The organism is Streptomyces sp. NPDC104307 (assembly GCF_055584045.1).
The window spans coordinates 773790-796313 of record NZ_JBVJMU010000001.1 but is presented as its reverse complement, the minus strand read 5'-3'; the positions used below and the strand labels follow the sequence as shown (position 1 = coordinate 796313).

Annotated in this window: 20 protein-coding genes and 2 pseudogenes; 15 read left to right on the top strand and 7 right to left on the bottom strand. The window is 71.3% G+C overall.

Annotated elements, in window-relative coordinates:
* Window positions 1-171 precede the first annotated feature (171 nt).
* Entirely contained in the window at window positions 172-2646 is a 2475-nt protein-coding gene (locus ACZ601_RS03240) for a Tex family protein (protein ID WP_469532398.1), read from the bottom strand.
* A gap of 156 nt (window positions 2647-2802) precedes the next feature.
* On the bottom strand, window positions 2803-3660 hold the full coding sequence (locus ACZ601_RS03235; RefSeq protein WP_469532396.1) for an SCO6745 family protein: 858 nt from the start codon (window positions 3658-3660) through the stop codon (window positions 2803-2805).
* A gap of 329 nt (window positions 3661-3989) precedes the next feature.
* Between ACZ601_RS03235 and ACZ601_RS03230 the strand changes: the two are divergent.
* Window positions 3990-4436, top strand: a pseudogene (locus ACZ601_RS03230) (GlxA family transcriptional regulator); the annotation flags it as partial.
* 19 nt (window positions 4437-4455) lie between these two features.
* A complete protein-coding gene (locus ACZ601_RS03225; protein WP_469532394.1) occupies window positions 4456-5091 on the top strand; it encodes a DJ-1/PfpI family protein in 636 nt (211 codons plus the stop codon).
* A gap of 25 nt (window positions 5092-5116) precedes the next feature.
* Here the strand turns inward: ACZ601_RS03225 and ACZ601_RS03220 are convergent, their stop codons facing one another.
* Window positions 5117-5875, bottom strand: a complete 759-nt coding sequence (locus ACZ601_RS03220; protein WP_469532392.1) for an enoyl-CoA hydratase/isomerase family protein — start codon at window positions 5873-5875, stop codon at window positions 5117-5119.
* 80 nt (window positions 5876-5955) lie between these two features.
* On the opposite strand from ACZ601_RS03220, the gene ACZ601_RS03215 reads away from it, so the two are divergent.
* Both ACZ601_RS03215 and ACZ601_RS03210 read left to right on the top strand, forming a co-directional pair.
* Entirely contained in the window at window positions 5956-6582 is a 627-nt protein-coding gene (locus ACZ601_RS03215) for an HdeD family acid-resistance protein (RefSeq protein WP_469532390.1), read from the top strand.
* Window positions 6583-6716: 134 nt separating this feature from the next.
* A complete protein-coding gene (locus ACZ601_RS03210; protein ID WP_393330576.1) occupies window positions 6717-7172 on the top strand; it encodes an ATP-binding protein in 456 nt (151 codons plus the stop codon).
* Between the two features lie 33 nt (window positions 7173-7205).
* On the opposite strand, the gene idi is transcribed toward ACZ601_RS03210, so the two are convergent.
* The 4 genes and pseudogenes from idi to galE form a co-directional block, all read right to left on the bottom strand.
* On the bottom strand, window positions 7206-7799 hold the full coding sequence (gene idi, locus ACZ601_RS03205; protein ID WP_440573851.1) for an isopentenyl-diphosphate Delta-isomerase: 594 nt from the start codon (window positions 7797-7799) through the stop codon (window positions 7206-7208).
* A gap of 153 nt (window positions 7800-7952) precedes the next feature.
* Window positions 7953-8069: pseudogene (locus ACZ601_RS03200) on the bottom strand (GNAT family N-acetyltransferase); the annotation flags it as partial.
* A gap of 28 nt (window positions 8070-8097) precedes the next feature.
* Window positions 8098-9039 carry a cation diffusion facilitator family transporter gene (locus ACZ601_RS03195; protein WP_469532388.1) on the bottom strand — a complete coding sequence of 314 codons (942 nt, stop codon included), beginning with the start codon at window positions 9037-9039 and terminating at the stop codon, window positions 8098-8100.
* Window positions 9040-9207: 168 nt separating this feature from the next.
* Entirely contained in the window at window positions 9208-10191 is a 984-nt protein-coding gene (gene galE, locus ACZ601_RS03190) for a UDP-glucose 4-epimerase GalE (protein WP_469532387.1), read from the bottom strand.
* Window positions 10192-10487: 296 nt separating this feature from the next.
* On the opposite strand from galE, the gene ACZ601_RS03185 reads away from it, so the two are divergent.
* The 11 genes from ACZ601_RS03185 to ACZ601_RS03135 all read left to right on the top strand — a co-directional run bounded on the left by ACZ601_RS03185 (window position 10488) and on the right by ACZ601_RS03135 (window position 22438).
* Window positions 10488-12281, top strand: coding sequence for a DUF5941 domain-containing protein (locus ACZ601_RS03185; protein ID WP_469532385.1), 1794 nt, complete (start codon window positions 10488-10490; stop codon window positions 12279-12281).
* Window positions 12278-13015, top strand: a complete 738-nt coding sequence (locus ACZ601_RS03180) for a phosphocholine cytidylyltransferase family protein (protein WP_469532383.1) — start codon at window positions 12278-12280, stop codon at window positions 13013-13015. Before ACZ601_RS03185 ends, ACZ601_RS03180 begins: the two co-directional genes overlap by 4 nt.
* A complete protein-coding gene (locus tag ACZ601_RS03175) occupies window positions 13003-14064 on the top strand; it encodes an iron-containing alcohol dehydrogenase family protein (protein ID WP_440573845.1) in 1062 nt (353 codons plus the stop codon). The genes ACZ601_RS03180 and ACZ601_RS03175 overlap by 13 nt, the downstream gene beginning before the upstream one ends.
* A complete protein-coding gene (locus ACZ601_RS03170) occupies window positions 14042-14821 on the top strand; it encodes a CDP-alcohol phosphatidyltransferase family protein (RefSeq protein WP_073734426.1) in 780 nt (259 codons plus the stop codon). Before ACZ601_RS03175 ends, ACZ601_RS03170 begins: the two co-directional genes overlap by 23 nt.
* A gap of 8 nt (window positions 14822-14829) precedes the next feature.
* Window positions 14830-15702, top strand: a complete 873-nt coding sequence (locus ACZ601_RS03165) for a glycosyltransferase family 2 protein (protein ID WP_440573859.1) — start codon at window positions 14830-14832, stop codon at window positions 15700-15702.
* Window positions 15703-15808: 106 nt separating this feature from the next.
* Complete coding sequence (locus tag ACZ601_RS03160; RefSeq protein WP_469532381.1) at window positions 15809-16738, top strand: ABC transporter permease; 930 nt, start codon at window positions 15809-15811, stop codon at window positions 16736-16738.
* Window positions 16731-17516, top strand: a complete 786-nt coding sequence (locus ACZ601_RS03155) for an ABC transporter ATP-binding protein (RefSeq protein ID WP_123530546.1) — start codon at window positions 16731-16733, stop codon at window positions 17514-17516. Before ACZ601_RS03160 ends, ACZ601_RS03155 begins: the two co-directional genes overlap by 8 nt.
* A 443-nt stretch (window positions 17517-17959) precedes the next feature.
* Window positions 17960-18880: a squalene synthase HpnC gene (hpnC, locus tag ACZ601_RS03150; protein ID WP_469532380.1), complete on the top strand. Its 921-nt coding sequence runs from the start codon at window positions 17960-17962 to the stop codon at window positions 18878-18880.
* A 29-nt stretch (window positions 18881-18909) separates the two neighbouring features.
* Window positions 18910-19830: a presqualene diphosphate synthase HpnD gene (gene hpnD / locus ACZ601_RS03145; RefSeq protein WP_469532378.1), complete on the top strand. Its 921-nt coding sequence runs from the start codon at window positions 18910-18912 to the stop codon at window positions 19828-19830.
* A gap of 119 nt (window positions 19831-19949) precedes the next feature.
* On the top strand, window positions 19950-21338 hold the full coding sequence (gene hpnE / locus ACZ601_RS03140; RefSeq protein WP_469532376.1) for a hydroxysqualene dehydroxylase HpnE: 1389 nt from the start codon (window positions 19950-19952) through the stop codon (window positions 21336-21338).
* Window positions 21335-22438, top strand: a complete 1104-nt coding sequence (locus ACZ601_RS03135; RefSeq protein ID WP_440573840.1) for a polyprenyl synthetase family protein — start codon at window positions 21335-21337, stop codon at window positions 22436-22438. The genes hpnE and ACZ601_RS03135 overlap by 4 nt, the downstream gene beginning before the upstream one ends.
* Window positions 22439-22524: the final 86 nt, after the last annotated feature.

The following is a 22524-nucleotide window of genomic DNA, read 5'->3' as shown; positions in this document are numbered from 1 at the left end:
CCGGAGTGCGAAGCGGCCGACGGATGCGACGCGCGTCGGCCGCCGGCCGGTGCACCCGGGCCGGCGGCTGGAAACTGCCCCTGGGTACGCGAAAGGGCGGGGTGGGGAGAAGGCCGCCTCTGCGGGCTCTCCCCACCCCGCCCCGATGCGCCGGGCGGGCTCGCGCTCCCGCTACCGCTTCTTGCCGCCCTGCTTCGGGTCCAGCAGGCCGGCCCGCCGAAGCGCGTCGGCCATCGCCCCGTTGGCGGGAGCAGCGGCCGGAGCCTGCCGACCGCTGCCGCCGTTGCCGCCACCGCGCCGGTCGCGCCCCTGACCGCCCTGGCTCTGACCGCCCTGACCGCCTTGGCCCTGCCGCTGGCGCGGCGGGCGGCCGCCCCGCTCGTCGCCCGAGCCGGTCGGGGCGCCCGGATTGCCCGGACCCCCCGAACGGCCGGAACCGGAACCGGAACCGGCCCGCGCACCCGGACCCGCACCGGCCTCGTCGTCCAGCCGCAGCGTCAACGAGATCCGCTTGCGCGGGATGTCGACCTCCATGACCTTGACCTTGACGACGTCACCCGGCTTCACGACGTCACGCGGGTCCTTGACGAACGTCCTCGACATGGCGGACACGTGCACCAGGCCGTCCTGGTGCACCCCGACGTCCACGAACGCGCCGAACGCCGCGACGTTCGTCACGACCCCTTCCAGCACCATCCCGGACGCCAGGTCGCCGATCTTCTCGACGCCCTCCTTGAAGGTGGCCGTCTTGAACGCCGGACGCGGGTCGCGCCCCGGCTTCTCCAACTCCTTGAGGATGTCGGTGACGGTCGGCAGCCCGAACTTCTCGTCCACGAAGTCATCGGCCCGCAGCGACCGCAGTACATCCGTGTTGCCGACCAGGGACGCGACCTCACCGCCCGTCCGCTTCACCATCGCCCGGACCACCGGGTACGCCTCCGGGTGCACGCTGGACGCGTCCAGCGGGTCGTCACCCCGGATCCGGAGGAAGCCCGCGCACTGCTCGTACGCCTTGGGGCCGAGCCTGGCCACGTCCTTGAGCCCCTTGCGGGAGCGGAACGGGCCGTTGGTGTCGCGGTGCGCGACGATGTTCTCCGCGAGCCCGGAACCGATGCCGGAGACCCGCGAAAGCAGCGGCGCCGAGGCGGTGTTGACGTCGACCCCGACCCCGTTCACGCAGTCCTCGACAACCGCGTCGAGCGAGCGCGACAGCTTCACCTCCGACAGGTCGTGCTGGTACTGCCCGACCCCGATCGACTTCGGGTCGATCTTCACCAGCTCCGCCAGGGGGTCCTGGAGACGGCGCGCGATCGAGACGGCGCCACGCAACGAGACGTCCATGTCGGGGAGTTCCTGCGAGGCGAAGGCGGACGCCGAGTACACGGAGGCGCCGGCCTCCGACACCATCACCTTGGTGAGCTTCAACTCCGGGTGCTTCTCGCACAGTTCACCGGCGAGCTTGTCCGTCTCGCGCGATGCCGTGCCGTTGCCGATCGCGATCAGGTCGACGTCGTGCGCCTTCGCCAGCTGCTCCAGCTTCGCCAGCGACTGGTCCCACTTGTTGGCCGGCACGTGCGGGTGGATGACATCGGTCGCGACGACCTTGCCGGTCGCGTCGACGACGGCGACCTTCACCCCGGTACGGAACCCCGGGTCGAGCCCGAGCGTGGCCCGGGTCCCGGCCGGCGCTGCCAGCAGCAGATCGCGCAGGTTCGACGCGAAGACGCGTACCGCCTCGTCCTCCGCCGCCGTGCGCAGCCGCAGGCGCAGGTCGATGCCGAGGTGGACCAGGATCCGGGTGCGCCAGGCCCAGCGGACGGTGTCGGCCAGCCACTTGTCCGCGGGGCGCCCTCGGTCGTTCACCCCGAAGCGCCGGGCGACCATGTTCTCGTACGAAGAGGGGCCGGGCGTCTGAGACGGCTCCTCCGGCTCCAGGACGAGGTCGAGGACGTCCTCCTTCTCGCCCCTGAGCATCGCCAGCACCCGGTGCGAGGGCAGTGCGGTGAACGGCTCGGTGAAGTCGAAGTAGTCCGCGAACTTGGCGCCCGCCTCCTCCTTGCCGTCCCGCACCTTCGCCACCAGCCGGCCCCGCGTCCACATGCGCTCGCGCAGCTCGCCGGTGAGGTCGGCGTCCTCGGAGAACCGTTCGGCGAGGATGGCCCGCGCCCCCTCCAGCGCCGCCGCCGGGTCCGCGACGCCCTTGTCCGCGTCGACGAACGGCGAGGCCGCGACGAGCGGGTCCACAGAGGGATCGTCCAGCAGGCCGGAGGCGAGCGGTTCGAGCCCGGCCTCCCGGGCGATCTGCGCCTTCGTGCGCCGCTTCGGCTTGAACGGCAGATAGATGTCCTCAAGGCGCGCCTTCGTGTCGGCGGCCCGGATCCGCGCCTCCAGCGCGCTGTCGAGCTTGCCCTGCTCCCGTACGGATTCGAGGATCGCGGCACGGCGGTCCTCCAGCTCCCGCAGATACCGCAACCGCTCTTCGAGCGTGCGCAGCTGCGCGTCGTCGAGCATTTCGGTCGCTTCCTTGCGGTAGCGCGCGATGAACGGCACGGTCGATCCGCCGTCGAGCAGCTCGACGGCCGCCTTCACCTGTCGCTCCCGTACGCCGAGCTCCTCGGCGATCCTGCCTTCGATGGACGTCGTCACGGTTTTACCGACTCGCCTTCTCGTACTGGCTGTGCTGGTCGGGCCCCGGGGTCCGCGGTTCGGACCGGTCCCGGGCCACTCGCCTGCATTCTGCCGGGTGGCCGGGCGCCGTGTCGCCCGGCCACTCCACATACCGGCCGCCGTCGGCCCGGCCGGCTATCCCCTGAGATCCGCCGGGAACGCGCCCGCCGCCATCGCCTTCTGGAGAATCCCGCCTCCCAGCTCGGTCAGCCGGGCCACGCCCGCACCGCCGAGGTGCTCGTACGGCGCGAGGTCCATCCGGTCCGTGGTCTCTTCGAGCCCGGTCCGGAGCGCGGTGCCCGCCTCCGTCAACTCGCCCTCCGCGGTGAGCAGTCCACGCCCGTGCAGCCGTGCGGAGGCGTCCTCCCAGTCGCTGCGGCGCCAGCCGCGGGTGGCCAGCACCCAGCGCGGCGCCATGCCCTTGCCGGAGGCGGTATGGCTGACCAGGGCCTCCACCGGGTCGAGCTCGGCGGCGAGGAGGGCCGCGAGATGGGCGTCGCCCCGGTGCTCACGCAGCAGTGTCGCGGCGTGCCAGTACGCCAGGTGCGGCTGCTCCGGCACCGGCAGGTCGGCGTGCGCCGCGTACAGCGGCCGGGCGTGTCGCGTGCAGCCCTCTGCGGCGCGCAGGGCCAGCTGCGCGGCCTCCGCCAGCTCGGGGGAGGCGATGACCTCCTCGCCCAGGAGGCGCCGCAGCGTCGAGTCGGCGGCACGCAGCCGCGCGGCGAGAACGGCCTCCGGCGAGGCGGTCTCCCAGACGGCGGGGACGTGTGCGGCCACGAGCTCGTGGTTGAAGTTGTAGAAGGTCGCGGTCACCGTTCCCGGGCCGACGGCGCCCATGGCGGCCGCGCGGGAGGCGAAGTACGCGGCGGGGGAGTCGGTGATCCCGATCGCGCCGAGCTCCTTGCCGAGGTCGGGAGAGAAGTAGAGCGAGGAGTGGACCGGGTTGACGACGTTGTGGCAGCGGCGTCCGGCACGGGGAGGCAGAGTACTCATGCCCGCACGTTACCGACTGGTCGGTACGTGTCGGAACCCCGGGGCGGCGGTGACCTGTATCGCGGCCCGCCATGGCAGGAAAGGTGGGTATCTCGTCATTGCGGCCATCCTGGGGGCGGCCCAGGATGGCGTCATGAAGCAGCGATCCGTACTCGTCGTGCTCTTCGACGGCGTCCAGAGCCTCGATGTGACCGGCCCGATGGAGGTCTTCGCCGGAGCCGCCCGGTTCCCGGAGGTCTCGTACGAACTGCGCACCGCCTCGCTGGACGGTGCCCCGGTCCGTACGTCGAGCGGTCTCACGCTCGTCCCCGACAGCGGACGCCGGACCCGTCGCCCGGCATCTGGTGGTCTTCCTGCGCAGGCCGGGGAACCAGTCCCAGTTCAGCGCCCAGCTCACCGCCCAGACGGCCCGCCGCGAACCGTTGCGCGAGGTCCAGCACTGGATCACCGAACACCCCGGAGAGGACCTGTCCGTCGAGGCTCTCGCCGCCCGCGCCCGGCTCTCGCCGCGTCACTTCGCCCGCGCGTTCCAGGCCGAGACCGGGATGACACCCGGCCGGTATGTCGACCGGGTCCGCCTCGAAGAGGCCCGCAGGCTGCTGGAGGACACCTCGGACGGTGTCGCCGGCATCTCGCGGAGGTGCGGTTACGGCACGCCGGAGGCGATGCGCCGCGCGTTCGTCAAGGCGCTGGGCACCGCGCCCGCCGAGTACCGCAGGCGGTTCGCTCCCCGGCCGCCGGCCGGACCCACCCGACCCGTCACCATCGGTCTCTGACCGGAAGGCAGGCAGTCCCATGCAGATCGCCATCGTCCTCTTCGACCGCTTCACCGCGCTCGACGCCGTCGGGCCGTACGAGATCCTCTCGCGTGCCCCGGGTGCCGAGACCGTCTTCGTCGCCGAACGGACCGGTCCCGTACGCAATGACAGCGGCAGTCTCTCCCTGGTCGCCGACCGGACGCTCGACGACGTCCCGTCGCCCGATCTGCTGATCGTTCCCGGCGGTCCGGGGCAGAGCGCCCAGATGGAGAACGAGACCCTGCTCGGCTGGCTGCGTGCCGCCGACGCCGCCAGCACCTGGACGACCTCCGTGTGCACCGGCTCACTGCTGCTCGCGGCCGCCGGGCTCCTCAAGGGGCGGCGGGCCACCTCGCACTGGCTCGCCCTCGACACGCTGAAGGACTACGGCGCGGAGCCGGCCGGCGAACGCGTCGTCACCGACGGCAAGTACGTCACCGCCGCCGGCGTCTCGTCCGGCATCGACATGGGCCTCACCCTGCTCGGCCGCATCGCGGGCGACCGGTACGCCCAGTCCGTCCAGCTGCTGACCGAGTACGACCCGCAGCCGCCCTACGACGCCGGATCCCCGGAGAAGGCCCCGGCCGATGTCGTCGAGGAGTGGCGGGCCCAGAGCCGCCACGTCCTTCGGTAGCGCCCCCCGCGGCGGCGGGGAGCGCTCACGCCCGGGACGGCCAGGTGAAACGGGGCGCACGCCGTTCCAGGAAGGCGGCGACCCCCTCCGCGGTGTCGCCGCTGCGGCGCGCCTGGTCCGCCCAGTGGGCGTCCCGGTCCTCGCGCCCGGAGGCGAACTCCTTCGCGGCCGCCTGGGTCAGCCGCGAACGGGACACCAGCACCCGGGCGTAGGCCTCGACCCGCTTGTCCAGCTCGCCGGCCGGCAGCACCTCGTCGACCAGGCCGGTCCGCAGCGCCCGGTCCGCACCGATCAGCTCACCGGAGAACAGCAGGTGCTTCGCCGTCGCGGGTCCCGTCAGCGCGACCAGCCGGCGGGTCGACGAGGCGGGGTAGACGATCCCGAGCTTGGCGGGGGTGACGCCGAACGACGCGCCCTCCTCCGCGAAGCGCAGGTCGCAGGCCGCCGCCAACTGGCTGCCACCGCCCACGCAGTAGCCGCGCACCGAGGCGAGCGTCGGCAGCGGGAAGGCGGCCAGCGCCTCCTCCGCCGCCACCGCGAGCCCCTGCGGGGCGCCCGCCGGATCGCGCAGGGAGGAGATGTCGGCTCCGGCGCAGAAGGTCTCCCCGGCGCCCGTCAGCACCAGCACCCGCACCGAGGCGTCGGCGGCCAGCTCCGCCAGCAGTACGGGCACGGAGCGCCACATCGCGGCCGTCATGGCGTTGCGCTTGGCGGGATTGCTGATGACGAGGGTGGCGACGCCGTCCGCGACGGCGAGCTCCAGCCGGGGTTCCGTACGGTCCATGCGCCGGATGCTATCCGTACCGTTCGAACCTATGATCAAGAAGGGGTCACGCAGCAGGCACGCACCCCGAGGAGCTTCCGGTGGCCGATTCCGCGAAAGAAGGCAGGAAGCTCAGCCGCAGTTTCAGCGGTCTGGCCCTGCTCGGAGCAGTGCTCGTCGTCGCCGGCCTGGTCGGCCTCGTCTACACCGGGGTCGCGACGCTCACCTCGATGATCCTCTTCGGCTGGCTGCTGCTGGTCGGCGGACTGGTCGGGCTGCTCCACGCGATCCAGTCGCGCGGCACCAACTACTTCTGGCTGGGCGTGGTGGTCGCCGCCCTGAACATCGCCGCCGGGGTCGTGGTCATCCGCCATCCGCACGGCACGGCGGAGGCGCTCACCATGTTCGCCGCGCTGCTCTTCCTGACCGGCGGGGTGTTCCGCCTCGTCGGCAGTGTCGTGGTGCGCGGCCCGCAGTTCGGCTGGACCCTGCTGCAGGGCGCCTTCGGGCTGCTGCTGGGCCTGCTGGTCCTCTTCGACTGGCCGCACAGCAGCCTCTATGTGCTCGGCTGCTTCTTCTCGCTCGCGCTGCTCTTCGACGGACTCGGGCTCATCGCGATCGGTGTGGGCGGCCGCCGGATCGTCTCGATGGTCTCGGACCAGCTGGGGCCGGACCAGGCAGGGCAGGAGCAGCCTTCAGTAGATGAGCAAAAGCGCTCTGACGACTGACATATCCAAAACTATCCGGTCAAATACTGTCGATAGAAGTCGACTTCTGTTCAGTGGTACGGACCGGACCGACTACGCCCCGCACCCTGTACTCGACGTGCTGTCACCATCGAGTCGAGAGCGGGTACCGGTCTATGGAGAGCCGCGGGAGTGTCCCCGCCGGGCCCGTGTCGTACGAAGGGGTGTGGCGGTTCACCGCCCCGGCCACGGATGTCTCCGTACCCCGGGCCAGGCACGCCGTACGCGATCTGCTGGACCGCCAGGGCGTGCCCCTGGACGACGACATCGCCCAGGGGCTGCTGCTCATCGTCTCCGAGCTGGTCACCAACGCCGTGAAGCACGCGGCGCTGCTCTCCCCGGAACTCGCCGTGGAGGTGGCCGTGGGCGCCGACTGGGTCCGGGTGTCCGTCGAGGACAACCACCCGTACCGCCCGACGGCGCTGGAGACCGACTACGCGCAGACGGGCGGGCGCGGACTGCTGCTGGTACGGGAGATCACCAGGGAGGCGGGCGGAGCCTGCGACGTGGAGCACACCGCAGGCGGCGGAAAGGTCATCTGGGCGGTGCTGCCGCTCACCACGCGCCCCTGACCGGCCCCTCCGCCTCCCGGCGGTCGTCCCCGTCTACCAGCCGGCCGCCGGGCCGGTCAGCTCACGGATCGCGGGACGGGCGGCGTCCAGCACCGTCATGAACCACGCCGAGAACGGCGCCGCCGCATGCCGTTCGGCCAGCTCCGCGGCCGATACGAAGGCCGTCTCGCCCACCTCCTCCGGATCCGGCCGCAGCTGCTCCTGCGCCATGCCCACGAAGAGGTGGTTGAACTCCTGCTCCACCAGCCCGGAGGCGGGGTCCGGGTGGTTGTAGCGGACGGTGCCCGCCTCGGCCAGCAGCGAGGGGGAGATGCCCAGCTCCTCGTACGTCCGCCGGGCGGCGGCGGCGAAGGGTGCCTCGCCCGGATACGGGTGACCGCAACAGGTGTTGGACCAGACACCGGGGGAGTGGTACTTCCCCGGTGCGCGCCGCTGCAACAGCATCCGGCCCTGCTCGTCGAAGAGGAACACCGAGAAGGCGCGGTGCAGTTGGCCGGGTGCCTGGTGGGCAGCGAGCTTCTCCGCCGTGCCGATGGTGGTGCCGTTCTCGTCGACCAGTTCGAGCATGATCGCTTCTGCTGCGCCGTTCGACGAGCTGTTCGCCGCGGTGGCTGGTGTGGTCGGCATACCCATCCTTCGCTGTGGTCCCGGTTCCGTGCGCCGGTCCCGTCGAGTCTGCGCAAGTCTGCCGTACAAAAGCGCCTTGTCCGCACTTCGGGCCCTGGCATGTCCAGTCCGGCGGCGCCCACGCGGGCGCCCCACGGGGCCCGGACTCGCACGTCAGACCCCGAACGCCGCCGGATAATGGATCATGCCCCGGGGTACCGGCCCGGAATCATCGAGAACCAGTGCCATCATCGCCTCGTCCGGCACCTCGAAGCCCGGCCGGATGCCGTACCGCTCGGGCTCAGGGGGCTTCAGCCGCTCAGCGGCACAGCTTCGCCTCGTGCTCCGCGTGCCCGCTCGGCTCCAGCTGGAAGGTGCAGTGCTCGACGTCGAAGTGGTCGCCGAGGCAGCCCTGGAGCTCGTGCAGGAGCTTCTCGTGCCCGATCGAGTCGAGCAGCTCCTGGTGCACCACCACGTGGGCGGAGAGCACCGGCATGCCGGAGGTGATCGTCCAGGCGTGGAGGTCGTGGACGTCCAGCACCCCGGGCAGCGCCGTGATGTGGTCGCGCACCTCACCCATGTCGACACCCTTGGGCGCCGACTCCAGCAGGACGTTCAGCGTCTCCCTGAGCAGCTTCACCGTACGCGGGACGATCATGAGGCCGATGAGCAGCGAGGCGATCGGGTCGGCGGCCTGCCAGCCGGTGGCCAGGATGACGCCCGCCGAGATCAGCACGGTCACCGAGCCGAGGGTGTCCGCGAGCACCTCCAGATAGGCGCCCCGGACATTGAGGCTGTCCTTCTGCCCGCGCATCAGCAGCGACAGCGACACCATGTTCGCCACAAGGCCGACCAGGGCGAAGGCGATCGTCAGCCCGCCCCTGGTCTCGGCCGGGCTGACGAAGCGCTCCACCGCCTCGAACAGCAGGTAGCCGCCGACCCCGAGCAGCAGCAGGCAGTTGGCCAGCGCGGCGAGGATCTCGGCGCGGGCATAGCCGAAGGTGCGGTTGGGGCCGGCCGGTCTGTTGGCGAAGTGGATCGCCAGCAGCGCCATGCCCAGACCGAGTGCGTCGGTCGCCATGTGGGCGGCGTCGGCGATCAGCGCCAGGGAACCGGAGATCAGCCCGCCGGCGATCTCCATGACCGTCACGGTGAGCGTGATGCCCAGCGCGATCCGCAGCCGTCCCCGGTACGCGGCGGCCGCCGTGCCGGTCGGTGCGGGGCCGCCGTGCGTATGTCCGTGGTCGTGCCCAGCCCCCATGGGGACGCCTCCCGGTCGTCGCGCGGACCCGGAGGCGTTTCGCCCCGGGCAATGCCAGTGAACTACGGGCGGGGGGTATCGGGCAACACGGCAGTGAACACCGTTGCCAACTAGTCTGACCTGCGGAAATGCTCGCAGGTCAGAGCGGCGGACGGCCCGGGGAGCAGCTCAGGAAGCAGTCGGGGCGGGGTGGTGCAGCAGCCAGCCCCGCCAGGCCGACTCGACCATCTCGCGGACCCCGCGACGGGCCGCCCAGCCCAGTTCCCCGGAGATCCGGCCGCAGGACGCCACCGCCTTCGAGGCGTCCCCGGGCCGCCGGGGTTCGAACTCGGGCTTCCGGTCGAGACCGGTGACCTCCGCCACCAGAGCGGCCAGCTCGCGCACCGAGACGCCCTCGCCGCGACCGATGTTGACGGTCAGGTCCCCGGGGCCGTCCTGGGCGGTGAGCCGCCGGGCGACGGCCAGGTGCGCGTCGGCGAGGTCGGCCACGTGGATGTAGTCGCGGATGCAGGTGCCGTCCGGCGTCGCGTAGTCGTCACCGAAGATCAGCGGGGCCTCGCCGCGGGTCAGCCGGTCGAAGAACATCGGGATCACGTTGAAGACGCCGGTGTCGGAGAGCTCCGGCGCGGCCGCGCCCGCCACGTTGAAGTAGCGCAGACAGCCGGTGGACAGCCCGTGCGCCCGCCCCGCGGCCCGCACCAGCCACTCCCCGGCGAGCTTGGTCTCCCCGTACGGGTTGATCGGGACGCAGGGAGCCTCCTCCGTGATCAGCTCCGCCTCCGGTACGCCGTACACCGCGGCCGACGAGGAGAACAGGAAGCGCCGCACCCCGGCAGCCACGACGGCCTCCAGCAGGACGGTCAGCGCGCCGATGTTCTCCCGGTAGTACAGGAGCGGCTTCTCGACGGACTCGCCTACCTGCTTCTTCGCCGCGAGATGGATCACACCGCTCACCCCGTGCTCCGCCAGCACCCGGTCCAGCAGTGCGCGGTCGGCCGTCGCGCCCCGGACCAGCGGGACGTCGGCCGGCAGCCGGTCCGGGTTGCCGGACGAGAGGTCGTCGAGAACGACCACCCGTTCACCGGCCTCCTTCATGGCCCGCGCCACATGTGCTCCGATATATCCCGCTCCGCCTGTGATCAGCCATGTCATGCGCGCCACCCTAACGACCCGGCCCGCTTGCTCCCGCGCACCGGCACGGCAGGGCCGCCCCACCGCGTTTTGTCAGTCGAGGCCGCCATCGACGATGATGATCGCGGGCGGGTGCCGCATCATCCCGGCCTGCCCGGAACGGAGCATAAACGGGCAGTGAACTCCCGCTTCCGTTCATCCGATAGCCTCTGCCGACATGCCGCCGGCCCGCATCGGGGCCGTACCGTCGGGCGCCGGCCCGTGTCAGCACCAAGGAGTGAGTTCGTCTGTCGACCGCCATTCTCACAGGTGCTCCGGTGCCCGGATCGTCCATCGAGGACGATCTGCGGTCACTGGGCTTCGACGTACAGGCCGCCGCCGATATCAGTGAGGCCGCGCGGCTGCTGTCCGTCGTCCCCGCCGACAGCCGGGTCGCGCTCGTCGACCCCCGTTTCGTCGGCCATCTCCACGCCCTGCGGCTCGGACTGACCGACCCCCGCTACCCCGCCGTCACCGTGCCCGGCGCGCTCACCGTGCAGCCCGAGGCGCGTGCCGCCCTGGACGACGCCCTGAGCGGCGCCGACGAGGCGGTCGGCGCCGGCGCCCCCACCGGCGACACCGTCACGGCCACCGACCGCACCGTGCCCGGCCGGCTCGCCGTGATGATGGACACCGAGGGCACCGCGGTGCAGCGGCCGGAGCTCGGCTCGCTCGTCGCGGCCGTCCCGGCCGACGAGGCCGGCCGCGCCGCCGCGCTCGCCTCGGTCGCCGCCGTCGACGACGAGGCGATCCGGCTGCGCAGCGCCGTGAAGGCCCGCGACGGCTTCTTCACCACGAACTTCGTCAGCCCGTACTCGCGCTACCTCGCCCGCTGGTGCGCGCGCCGCGGATTCACCCCGAACCAGGTCACGACCGCGTCGTTGCTGGCCGCACTGATCGCGGCCGGCTGCGCGGCCACCGGCACCCGCGGCGGATACGTCGCCGCCGCGCTGCTGCTCCTCTTCTCCTTCGTCCTGGACTGCACCGACGGGCAGCTCGCCCGCTACTCGCTCCAGTACTCGACGCTGGGCGCCTGGCTCGACGCCACCTTCGACCGCGCCAAGGAGTACGCCTACTACGCGGGCCTCGCACTCGGCGCGGCCCGGGGCGGCGACGACGTCTGGGTACTGGCGCTCGGCGCCATGGTGCTCCAGTCCTGCCGCCACGTCATAGACTTCTCGTTCAACGAGGCCAACCACGACGCGGTGGCGAACTCCAGCCCCACGGCGGCCCTCTCCGACAAGCTCGACAGCGTCTCCTGGACGGTCTGGCTGCGCCGGATGATCGTGCTCCCGATCGGTGAGCGCTGGGCGATGATCGCCGTACTGACCGCGTTCACCACACCCCGGATCGTCTTCTACGCGCTGCTCGTCGGCTGCGCCTTCGCGGCCTGCTACACCACGGCCGGCCGGCTGCTGCGCTCACTGACCCGCAAGGCCCGGCGCACGCCCCGGGCCGCGCAGGCACTCGCGGACCTCGCGGACTCCGGCCCGTTCGCCCAGCTGGTGGCGGCGGTCAGCCCCAGGATCCGGGGCGCCTGGACCGCCCCGGTGCTGGCGGTCGTCGGCGCCGGCGCGCTGATCGCGGCCGCGCTCCAGCAGCCGTTCGGCAGCCGTCAGATGGTCGTCGCCGCGGTCTTCTACACGGTCTGCTCCGGAATCGCCGTCACCCGCCCGCTCCTGGGCGCACTCGACTGGCTCCTGCCCCCGGTCTTCCGGGCGGCCGAGTACTGCACGATCCTCGCGCTGGCCGCCCGCAGTGACATCGACGGAGCGCTTCCCGCGGCCTTCGGGCTCGTCTCGGCGGTCGCCTACCATCACTACGACACGGTGTACCGCATCCGAGGCGGCACCGGCGCGCCGCCCCAGTGGCTGGTGCGCACGATCGGCGGGCACGAAGGCCGGGTCCTGGCGGTGGCCGTACTCGCGGCGGTGTTCACCCGGGGCTCCGGCTTCACCGTGGCGCTCACCGCTCTCGCAGTGGCCGTGGCACTGGTCGTGCTGGTGGAGTCCATCCGCTTCTGGGTGTCCTCCGGGGCACCCGCCGTTCACGACGAAGGAGAACCCGCATGATCGGCCTCGTACTGGCAGCGGGCGCGGGACGGCGTCTGCGCCCCTACACCGACACGCTCCCCAAGGCCCTCGTGCCGGTGGACGGCGAGAAGACCGTCCTCGATCTCACCCTGGCCAACTTCGCGGAGATCGGCCTCACCGAGGTCGCGATCGTCGTCGGCTACCGCAAGGAAGCCGTCTACGACCGCAAGGAGGAGCTGGAGGCGAAGTACGGCCTCAAGATCGTCCTCGTCGACAACGACAAGGCCGAGGAGTGGAACAACGCCTACTCCCTGTGGTGCGCCCGCGAGGTCCTCAAGCGCGGCGTCATCCTCGCCAACGGCGACACCGTGCACCCGGTGTCCGTGGAGCGGACGCTGCTGGACGCGCGCGGCAAGGGCCAGCAGATCATCCTCGCCCTGGACACGGTGAAGAACCTTGCCGACGAGGAGATGAAGGTCATCACCGAGGAGGGCAAGGGCGTCCGGCGGATCACCAAGCTGATGGACCCGGCCACCGCGACCGGCGAGTACATCGGTGTCACCCTCATTGAGGCAGAGGCCGCGGAGGAACTGGCCGACGCGCTGAAGGCGACCTTCGAGCGCGACCCGGACCTGTACTACGAGGACGGCTACCAGGAGCTCGTCAACCGGGGCTTCACCGTCGACGTCGCGCCCATCGGTGAGGTCACCTGGGTCGAGATCGACAACCACGACGACCTCGCGAAGGGCCGGGAGATCGCGTGCCAGTACTGACCCGGCTCATCCCCTCCCCGGTCTTCGTCGACATCAGCCGGGGCGCGATGGACGACCTGGCCGGCCTCCTCGCGGACCAGCGGATCTCCGCCTCCGGCAAGCTCGCCATCGCGATCAGCGGCGGCTCGGGGCAGGCCCTGCGCGAGAAGCTCGCACCCGCCCTGCCGGGCGCCGACTGGTACTGCGTGCCGGGCGGCAACATCGACGCCGCCGTGCAACTGGCCGACGACATCAAGGGCAAGCGGTACGACGCGGTGGTCGGCCTCGGAGGCGGCAAGATCATCGACGTGGCGAAGTACGCCGCGGCCCGGGTCGGCCTGCCGCTGGTCTCCGTCGCCACGAACCTCGCCCACGACGGCCTCTGCTCGCCCGTCGCGACCCTGGACAACGACAACGGACGCGGCTCCTACGGCGTCCCGATGCCGATCGCCATGGTCATCGACCTCTCGGTGATCCGGGAGGCCCCGGACCGCTTCGTGCGCTCCGGCATCGGCGACGCGATCTCCAACATCTCGTCCATCGCCGACTGGGAGCTCTCGCACCAGGTCAACGACGAGCAGATCGACGGGCTGGCCGCGGCCATGGCCCGTACCGCCGGCGAGGCGGTGCTGCGCCACCCGGGCACCGTCGCGGACGACGAGTTCCTCACCGTCCTCGCGGAGTCGCTGGTGCTCTCCGGCATCGCCATCTCGATCAGCGGCGACACCCGCCCCTCGTCCGGCGCCTGCCACGAGATCAGCCACGCCTTCGACCTGCTCTTCCCCAAGCGGGCCGCGAGCCACGGCGAGCAGGTCGGCCTCGGCGCGGCCTTCGCCATGCACCTGCGCGGAGCCCGCGAGGAGTCCGGCCTCTTCGCGGAGGTCCTGCGCCGGCACGGCCTTCCGGTCCTGCCCACGGAGATCGGCTTCACCGCAGACGAGTTCGTCAGGGCCGTCGACTACGCCCCGCAGACCCGTCCGGGACGCTTCACGGTCCTGGAACACCTCAGCCTGTCCACCGACCAGATCAGGGACGCGTACGCCGACTATGCCAAGACCATCAGTAGCTGAACTCCGTCCGGTCGTTCACCCCCCGGGCGTCAAGGACCGGCGCAGCGGCGAACACTGGGCGGGCCGGATATACATGCGCGAGGTCTCGCTGCGTGTGGACCGGTACCTGGTGAACACCAAGGTCACGCCCAACCAGCTCACGTACCTGATGACCATCGCGGGTGTGCTCGCCGCTCCGGCCCTGCTCGTTCCGGGCATCACCGGCGCGTTGCTCGGCGTGGTCATGGTCCAGCTCTACCTGCTGCTCGACTGCGTCGACGGCGAGCTGGCCCGCTGGAAGAAGCAGTTCTCGCTGGGCGGGGTCTACCTGGACCGGGTGGGCGCCTACCTCTGCGACGCCGCCGTGCTGGTCGGCTTCGGCCTGCGCGCCGCCGACCTGTGGGGCAACGGACGGATCGACTGGCTCTGGGCCTTCCTCGGGACGCTCGCGGCGCTGGGCGCCATCCTGATCAAGGCCGAGACCGACCTGGTCGGGGTCGCACGCCACCAGGGCGGACTGCCGCCGGTCAAGGAGGCGGCGTCCGAGCCGCGCTCGTCCGGCATGGCGTTCGCCCGCCGGGCGGCCGGCGCGCTCAAGTTCCACCGGCTGATCCTGTGCGTCGAGGCCTCGCTGGTGATCCTGGTCGCCGCCGTCCTGGACGCGGTCCGGGACGACCTCTTCTTCAGCCGCCTCGCGGTCGCGGTGCTGGCCGGCATCGCCCTGCTGCAGACCCTCCTCCACCTCGTGTCGGTCCTGGCATCGAGCAGGCTGAAGTGAGCGCCCCCATGAAACTCGGCGCGGTCATCATCACGATGGGCAACCGCCCGGCCGAGCTGCGTGCCCTGCTCGATTCGGTCGCCGCGCAGAAGGGCGACCGGATCGAGGTGGCCGTCGTCGGCAACGGTTCCCCCGTACCGGACGTCCCCGCGGGCGTGCGCACCGTCGAGCTGCCCGAGAACCTGGGCATCCCCGGCGGCCGCAACGTCGGCATCGAGGCCTTCGGGCCCTCCGGCGCCGACGTGGACGCCCTGCTGTTCCTGGACGACGACGGACTGCTGCCGCTCACCGACACCGCCGAGCTGTGCCGGCAGGCGTTCGAGGCCGATCCCAAGCTCGGCATCATCAGCTTCCGCATCGCCGACCCGGACACCGGCGAGACCCAGCGCCGCCACGTACCGAGGCTGCGGGCGGCCGACCCGCTGCGCTCGTCCCGGGTGACGACGTTCCTCGGCGGCGCCAACGCCGTACGCACCCGGGTCATCGCGGAGGTCGGCCCGCTGCCGGGCGACTTCTTCTACGCGCACGAGGAGACCGATCTGGCCTGGCGGGCGCTGGACGCCGGCTGGCTGATCGACTACCGCGCCGACATGGTGCTGAACCACCCCACCACCGCCCCGTCCCGGCACGCCGTCTACCACCGCATGGTGGCCCGCAACCGGGTCTGGCTGGCCCGCCGCAACCTGCCCGCGCCCCTGGTCCCCGTGTACCTCGGCGTGTGGCTGCTGCTGACGCTGCTCCGCAGGCCGTCCGGCCCGGCGCTCAAGGCCTGGTTCGGCGGCTTCCGGGAGGGCTGGTCGAAGCCCTGCGGACCGCGACGCCCCATGAAGTGGCGTACGGTGTGGCGGCTGACGCGACTAGGCCGCCCCCCGGTCATCTGACGGGCTCGCCTCTGGGAGCATGAGGCGTATTTTTTTATTCGGGACCTGTCCGCCCTGAGCCGCGCCCGCGACTGGCTGCGCATTCTGAATACGAGAGTCTTATCTGGTGAGTGACACAACCCATGATGGTGCGGTCGCCCTGAGCACCCCGCCATCGGCAGACGACGGCCTGAGCTCGGCCGAGCTGGCCGCGAAGTACGGTCTGACGGTGAGCGGAGCCCGGCCGGGGCTCTTCGAGTACGTGCGCCAGCTCCGCGGGCGACGCCACTTCATCATGGCGTTCTCCCGGGCGAAGCTGACCGCTCAGTACAGCCAGGCGAAGCTCGGCCAGCTGTGGCAGGTGGCGACCCCGCTCCTGAACGCCGCGGTCTACTTCATCATCTTCGGCCTGATCCTCGGCACGAAGAGGGGGATTCCGCAGGACGTCTTCATCCCGTTCCTGGTGACCGGGGTCTTTGTCTTCACGTTCACGCAGAGCTCGGTGATGGCGGGCGTCCGGGCCATCGCCGGCAACCTCGGCCTGGTCCGCGCGCTGCACTTCCCCCGTGCCTCGCTGCCCATCTCCTTCTCGCTGCAGCAGCTCCAGCAGCTGCTGTACTCGATGATCGTGCTGGTCGCGGTGACCGTCGGGTTCGGCAGCTACCCGCGGCTCTCGTGGCTGCTGGTGGTTCCCGCCCTGGTGATGCAGTTCTTCTTCAACACCGGTCTCGCGCTGATCATGGCGAGGCTCGGTGCCAAGACCCCCGACCTGGCGCAGCTGATGCCGTTCATCATGCGAACCTGGATGTACGCGTCGGGCGTCATGTTCTCCATCCCGGTGATGCTCGCGGACAAGCCGTCCTGGATCGCTGATGTGCTGCAGTACAACCCTGCGGCCATCTACATGGACCTGGTCCGGTTCGCGATGATCGACGGCTACGGCTCCGAGAACCTGCCGTCGCACGTCTGGCTGGTCGGGCTCGCCTGGGCGCTCCTGGTGGGCATCGCGGGATTCGTGTACTTCTGGAAGGCAGAGGAACGGTACGGCCGTGGCTGAGGACAACACCGGGGGGCGCGTCCCCACCGTGATCGCCGACGATGTGCACATCGTGTACCGCGTCAACGGCGGCGGCGGTGGCAAGGGCGGCGCCACCGCGGCACTGAGCCGGATACTGCGCCGCGGCAAGGGCGAGGAGCGCGGGATCCGCAAGGTGCACGCCGTGCGCGGCGTGTCCTTCACCTCCTACCGGGGCGAGGCGATCGGTCTCATCGGGACCAACGGCTCCGGCAAATCGACCTTGCTGCGGGCCATCGCCGGGCTGCTGCCGACCGAGCGCGGCAAGGTCTACACCGACGGGCAGCCCTCGCTGCTCGGGGTGAACGCGGCACTGATGAGCGATCTGACCGGCGAGCGCAATGTCGTCCTGGGCGGACTCGCCATGGGGATGAGCCGCGAGGAGATCCGGGAGCGGTACCAGGACATCGTCGACTTCTCCGGCATCAACGAGAAGGGCGACTTCATCACCCTGCCGATGCGGACGTACTCCTCCGGCATGGCGGCCCGGCTGCGGTTCTCGATCGCGGCCGCCAAGAACCACGACGTCCTCATGATCGACGAGGCGCTGGCGACCGGTGACCGCAAGTTCCAGATCCGCTCGGAGGCGCGTATCCGTGAGCTCCGCAAGGAGGCCGGCACCGTCTTCCTGGTCAGTCACAGCAACAAGTCGATCAGGGACACCTGCGACCGGGTGCTGTGGCTGGAGAAGGGCGAACTGCTGATGGACGGCCCGACCGAAGAGGTACTGAAGGCGTACGAGCGGGAGACCGGCAAGTAGCGCCTGCCCGCCCCGCGCACCGCCGCGGCCCCCGCCGGACCTCTCCGGCGGGGGCCGCGGCGCGTGTCCGGACCACGGACCGGACGCCGCACCTCCACGGCTCGTCGTACGTCATCCGGCAAGATCTCCTCCCGCCGGATGACGTCAATTCGACGGCGCGCGGGGAAAGTTGGCACGGCACGGCGCACACTCCACAGGTGTCCCGCCCCCCGGCGTATCGATGAGCGTTGTACAACGTAAGCTGTACCGGTGCTGATTCGTTGCAAGTGGGGCGATACCGCCTGAGCGGAAGGCCCATGGGGTCCTCCGCACTGGGAAGGGCGGGCGGCGTGTCCGGAATGGGTTGTTTTGGGTCGGCAGTGTAGAACGGGAGATGTGACGGCTATGACGGATAATCTCCAGCTCCGAGGTGCTCACGCCGTCCCCGTGCAGGGCGGTACGCAGTGACGCGAGCCCGCCCGACGCGGCTTGATTCCGCCGTACCCGGAACCCTCGACAAGGCCGCCGACGAGAATTTCCCGGTGGCTCCGTTCTTCCTGCCGCGCGCCTGGCGCGACGATCTGATGGCCGTCTACGGCTACGCCCGGCTCGTCGACGACATCGGTGACGGCGACCTCGCCCCCGGCGGCGCCGACGCCCGCCACCTCGGCCTGGACCCGGCACAGAGCGAGGACCGGCTCGCCATGCTCGACGCGCTGGAGACCGACCTGCGCAGGATCTTCGCCACCACGGGCGAGACCCCGCACCACCCCCTCATGCAGGCACTCCGCCCCACCGTGCGCCGCCGCGCGCTCACCCCCGAACCCTTCCTCGGCCTCATCGAGGCCAACCGGCAGGACCAGAAGATCCGCCGCTACGGGACGTACGAGGAGCTGCTCGCCTACTGCGAACTCTCCGCCAACCCCGTCGGCCGCCTGGTCCTCCAGCTCACCGGAACCGCGAGCCCGGAACGCGTCCGCCGCTCCGACGCCGTCTGCACCGCACTGCAGATCGTCGAGCACCTCCAGGACGTCGCAGAGGACCTCGGCCGGGACCGGATCTACCTGCCGGCCGACGACATGGCAAGGTTCCATGTGGCCGAATCCGATCTGGCGGCCCCCACGGGGGGCGCGTCGGTGCGGGCACTGGTCGCGTACGAGGCGGAACGCGCCGCGGATCTGCTGAATGAGGGCACCCCCCTGGTGGGTAGCGTCCACGGCAGGCTCAAGCTGCTTCTCGCCGGATTCGTCGGCGGGGGGCGTGCCGCCCTCACCGCGATCGCGGCCGCCGGGTTCGACGTACTGCCCGGACCGCCCAAGCCCACCAAGCCCAGCCTGCTGCGCGAGGTGGGAGTTGTCTTGCGAAGAGCGCGTAGAGAGGGGTGAGCCGGACCGTGGAGGGACAGACGACGTACATGTCGGCACCGGTACAGGCCGCATACAGTTACTGCGAGGCGGTCACCGGACAGCAGGCGCGGAACTTCGCGTACGGCATCAGGCTGCTGCCGGCCGAGAAGCGACAGGCCATGTCGGCGCTGTACGCCTTCTCCCGTCGTGTCGACGACATCGGTGACGGTGAGCTGGAGCCGGAGACCAAGCGCGTCCGCCTGGAGAGCACCCGTACGCTCCTGGACCGGGTACGGGACGGCGCGGTGGACGAGGACGACACCGATCCGGTGGCCGTCGCGCTAGCGGACGCCGCCCGCAGGTTCCCGCTGCCGCTGGAGGGGCTCGACGAGCTCATCGACGGTGTGCTGATGGACGTGCGCGGCGCGACCTACGAGACCTGGGACGACCTCAAGATCTACTGCCGGTGCGTCGCGGGCGCCATCGGCCGGCTCAGCCTGGGCGTCTTCGGTACGGAGCCGGGCGCGCCCGGCTCGGAACGCGCCGGGGAGTACGCCGACACGCTCGGCCTCGCACTCCAGCTGACCAACATCCTGCGCGACGTCCGCGAGGACGCGGGCAACGGGCGCACCTATCTGCCCGCCGACGACCTCGCCAAGTTCGGCTGCTCCGAGGGCTTCCACCGGGCCACCCCGCCGCCCGGCTCGGACTTCGCCGGGCTGATCCACTTCGAGGTCCGGCGCGCCCGCGCGCTGTTCGCCGAGGGCTACCGGCTGCTGCCGATGCTGGACCGGCGCAGTGGTGCCTGCGTGGCGGCGATGGCCGGCATCTACCGCAGACTCCTGGACCGGATCGAGCGCGATCCCGAGGCGGTGCTGCGCGGCCGGGTCTCGCTGCCGGGCCACGAGAAGGCATACGTGGCGGTGCGCGGCCTGTCCGGTCTGGACGCCCGCTACATTTCGCGGCGGACGGCCAGGGGGCGTGTCTGAATGCGCCGCAGGCACATCTCGCGCACCATGAGCACCATGGATGATCAGTGCGGACGGCGGGCAACCTCCGGCCGTACCGCTGCGTCCCTGACGGGAAAGACCTGGCGAGAGGGGGATTCATGACGGACGACAGGCCGCGCTCCTCCCGGGCGGTGGTGATCGGCGGCGGGCTCGCCGGCATCACCTCGGCCCTGCGCCTGGCCGACGCCGGGCTTGACGTGACCCTGCTCGAAGGTCGGCCCCGGCTCGGCGGCCTCGCCTTCTCCTTCCGGCGCGGCGAACTCAACGTCGACAACGGCCAGCATGTCTACCTGCGCTGCTGCACCGCGTACCGCTGGTTCCTCGACCGGGTCGAGGGCGCCCGGCTGGCCCCGCTGCAAAACCGTTTGGACGTGCCCGTTCTCGATGTCGGACGGCCCGCGGGGCCCCGGCTCGGACGGCTGCGCCGCAACGGCCTGCCGGTCCCCTTCCACCTCGCCGCCGGACTCGCCGGCTACCCGCACCTCTCGCTCACCGAGCGGGCGAGCGTCGGGCGCGCCGCGCTGGCCCTCGGCCGGCTCGACCCGGACGATCCGGCGCTGGACGACATCGACTTCGGCAGCTGGCTCGCCCGGCACGGCCAGTCGCCGCGCACCATCGAGGCCCTCTGGGACCTGGTCGGCGTCGCCACGCTCAACGCCACCGCGCCGAACTCCTCGCTCGCACTCGCCGCGAAGGTCTTCAAGACCGGCCTCCTCTCCGAGCCCGGCGCCGCCGATATCGGCTGGGCGAGCGTGCCGCTCGGCGACATCCACGACACGCTGAGCCGCAAGGCCCTGGACGCCGCCGGTGTCCGCACCGAACTCCGGACGAAGGCCTCCGCGCTCACCCGTACCGACGACGGACGCTGGGTGGTCGAGACCGGGGCCGAGCGGATCGAGGCGGACACCGTCGTGCTGGCCGTGCCGCAGCGCGAGACCCACGACCTGCTGCCCGAGGGCGCGCTCGACGCCCCGGAGAAGCTGCTGGAGATCGGCAGCTCACCCATCCTCAACGTGCACGTCGTCTACGACCGCAAGGTGCTGCGGCGGCCGTTCTTCACCGCGCTCGGCTCTCCGGTCCAGTGGGTCTTCGACCGGACGGAGGCCTCGGGCCTCACCGGGCCCGGCCAGTACCTCGCGGTCTCCCAGTCGGCGGCCGGCGAGGAGATCGAGCTGCCCGTCTCCGAACTGCGCGCACGCTACCTGCCCGAGCTGGAGCGGCTGCTGCCGGCCGCACGCGGTGCCGGGATCAGGGACTTCTTCGTCACCCGGGAGCGGACGGCGACCTTCGCGCCCGCCCCCGGAGTCGGCCGGCTGCGGCCCGGGACCCGTACCGGGGCCCCCGGCCTCTTCCTGGCCGGCGCATGGACCGCCACCGGCTGGCCCGCCACGATGGAGGGCGCCGTCCGCAGCGGTGCCGGCGCAGCGGACGCCGCACTCCTGGCACTCGGCCGCCCCCACGAACATCCGCTGCAGGAGGCGGCATGAGCAGTACCACCGGAACAAGAGGAGAGTCAGTGACCCCGGCGAATCCGGCTTCCGACACCGTGGCGGACACCACGGACGTCACCGCGCTTCTGGAGCGCGGACGGGCCCTTTCCACGCCGGTGCTCCGGGCCGCCGTTGACCGGCTCGCACCGCCCATGGACACCGTGGCCGCCTATCACTTCGGCTGGATCGACGCCCAGGGCAGGCCCTCCGACGGCGACGGCGGCAAGGCCGTGCGCCCGGCGCTGGCCCTGCTCTCCGCGGAAGCGGCCGGCGCCGCCGCCGAGGCCGGCGTCCCCGGCGCCGTGGCCGTCGAACTCGTGCACAACTTCTCGCTGCTGCACGACGACCTGATGGACGGCGACGAGCAGCGGCGCCACCGCGACACGGTGTGGAAGGTGCACGGCCCCGCCCAGGCGATCCTGGTCGGTGACGCGCTCTTCGCGCTGGCCAACGAGATCCTCCTGGAGCTCGGGACGGTCGAGGCGGGCCGCGCGGCCAGGCGGCTGACCTCGGCCACCCGCAAGCTGATCGACGGGCAGGCCCAGGACATCTCCTACGAGCACCGCGAGCGGGTCACCGTCGAGGAGTGCCTGGAGATGGAGGGCAACAAGACGGGCGCCCTGCTCGCCTGCGCCTGCTCCATCGGTGCGGTGCTCGGCGGTGCCGACGACCGTACCGCCGACGTCCTGGAGGCGTACGGCTACCACCTCGGCCTCGCCTTCCAGGCGGTCGACGACCTGCTCGGGATCTGGGGCGACCCGGAGTCCACGGGCAAGCAGACGTGGAGCGATCTGCGCCAGCGCAAGAAGTCCCTGCCGGTCGTCGCCGCGCTCGCCGCGGGCGGACCGGCCTCCGAGCGCCTGGGCGAGCTGCTCGCCGCCGACGCGAAGAGCAGCGACTTCGACAGCTTCTCCGAAGAGGAGTTCGCCGCCCGTGCGGCGCTCATCGAGGAGGCGGGCGGCCGTGAATGGACCGCTCAGGAGGCGCGTCGTCAGCATGCGGTCGCCATCGAGGCGCTGCACGGTGTCGACATGCCAGAAACCGTGCGGGCGCAGCTCACGGCGCTCGCTGACTTCGTCGTCGTACGAAAGAGATGATCGCCATCTGTTCCATATGACTCGCAGTCGCCGGCCGGTGCCCGTCACGGGCGCCGGCCGACGGAGACCCCAGCACAGCAGAGGAA

What these genes read in the sequence shown, in the direction of transcription:
- ACZ601_RS03235 (WP_469532396.1), bottom strand. Translation starts at nt 3,660, where the DNA reads ATGAGTACTCTGCCTCCCCGTGCCGGACGCCGCTGCCACAACGTCGTC.
- ACZ601_RS03225 (WP_469532394.1), top strand. Translation starts at nt 4,456, where the DNA reads ATGCAGATCGCCATCGTCCTCTTCGACCGCTTCACCGCGCTCGACGCC.
- ACZ601_RS03220 (WP_469532392.1), bottom strand. Translation starts at nt 5,875, where the DNA reads ATGGACCGTACGGAACCCCGGCTGGAGCTCGCCGTCGCGGACGGCGTC.
- ACZ601_RS03210 (WP_393330576.1), top strand. Translation starts at nt 6,717, where the DNA reads ATGGAGAGCCGCGGGAGTGTCCCCGCCGGGCCCGTGTCGTACGAAGGG.
- idi (WP_440573851.1), bottom strand. Translation starts at nt 7,799, where the DNA reads ATGCCGACCACACCAGCCACCGCGGCGAACAGCTCGTCGAACGGCGCA.
- ACZ601_RS03195 (WP_469532388.1), bottom strand. Translation starts at nt 9,039, where the DNA reads ATGGGGGCTGGGCACGACCACGGACATACGCACGGCGGCCCCGCACCG.
- galE (WP_469532387.1), bottom strand. Translation starts at nt 10,191, where the DNA reads ATGACATGGCTGATCACAGGCGGAGCGGGATATATCGGAGCACATGTG.
- ACZ601_RS03180 (WP_469532383.1), top strand. Translation starts at nt 12,278, where the DNA reads ATGATCGGCCTCGTACTGGCAGCGGGCGCGGGACGGCGTCTGCGCCCC.
- ACZ601_RS03170 (WP_073734426.1), top strand. Translation starts at nt 14,042, where the DNA reads ATGCCAAGACCATCAGTAGCTGAACTCCGTCCGGTCGTTCACCCCCCG.
- ACZ601_RS03165 (WP_440573859.1), top strand. Translation starts at nt 14,830, where the DNA reads ATGAAACTCGGCGCGGTCATCATCACGATGGGCAACCGCCCGGCCGAG.
- hpnD (WP_469532378.1), top strand. Translation starts at nt 18,910, where the DNA reads ATGTCGGCACCGGTACAGGCCGCATACAGTTACTGCGAGGCGGTCACC.
- hpnE (WP_469532376.1), top strand. Translation starts at nt 19,950, where the DNA reads ATGACGGACGACAGGCCGCGCTCCTCCCGGGCGGTGGTGATCGGCGGC.
- ACZ601_RS03135 (WP_440573840.1), top strand. Translation starts at nt 21,335, where the DNA reads ATGAGCAGTACCACCGGAACAAGAGGAGAGTCAGTGACCCCGGCGAAT.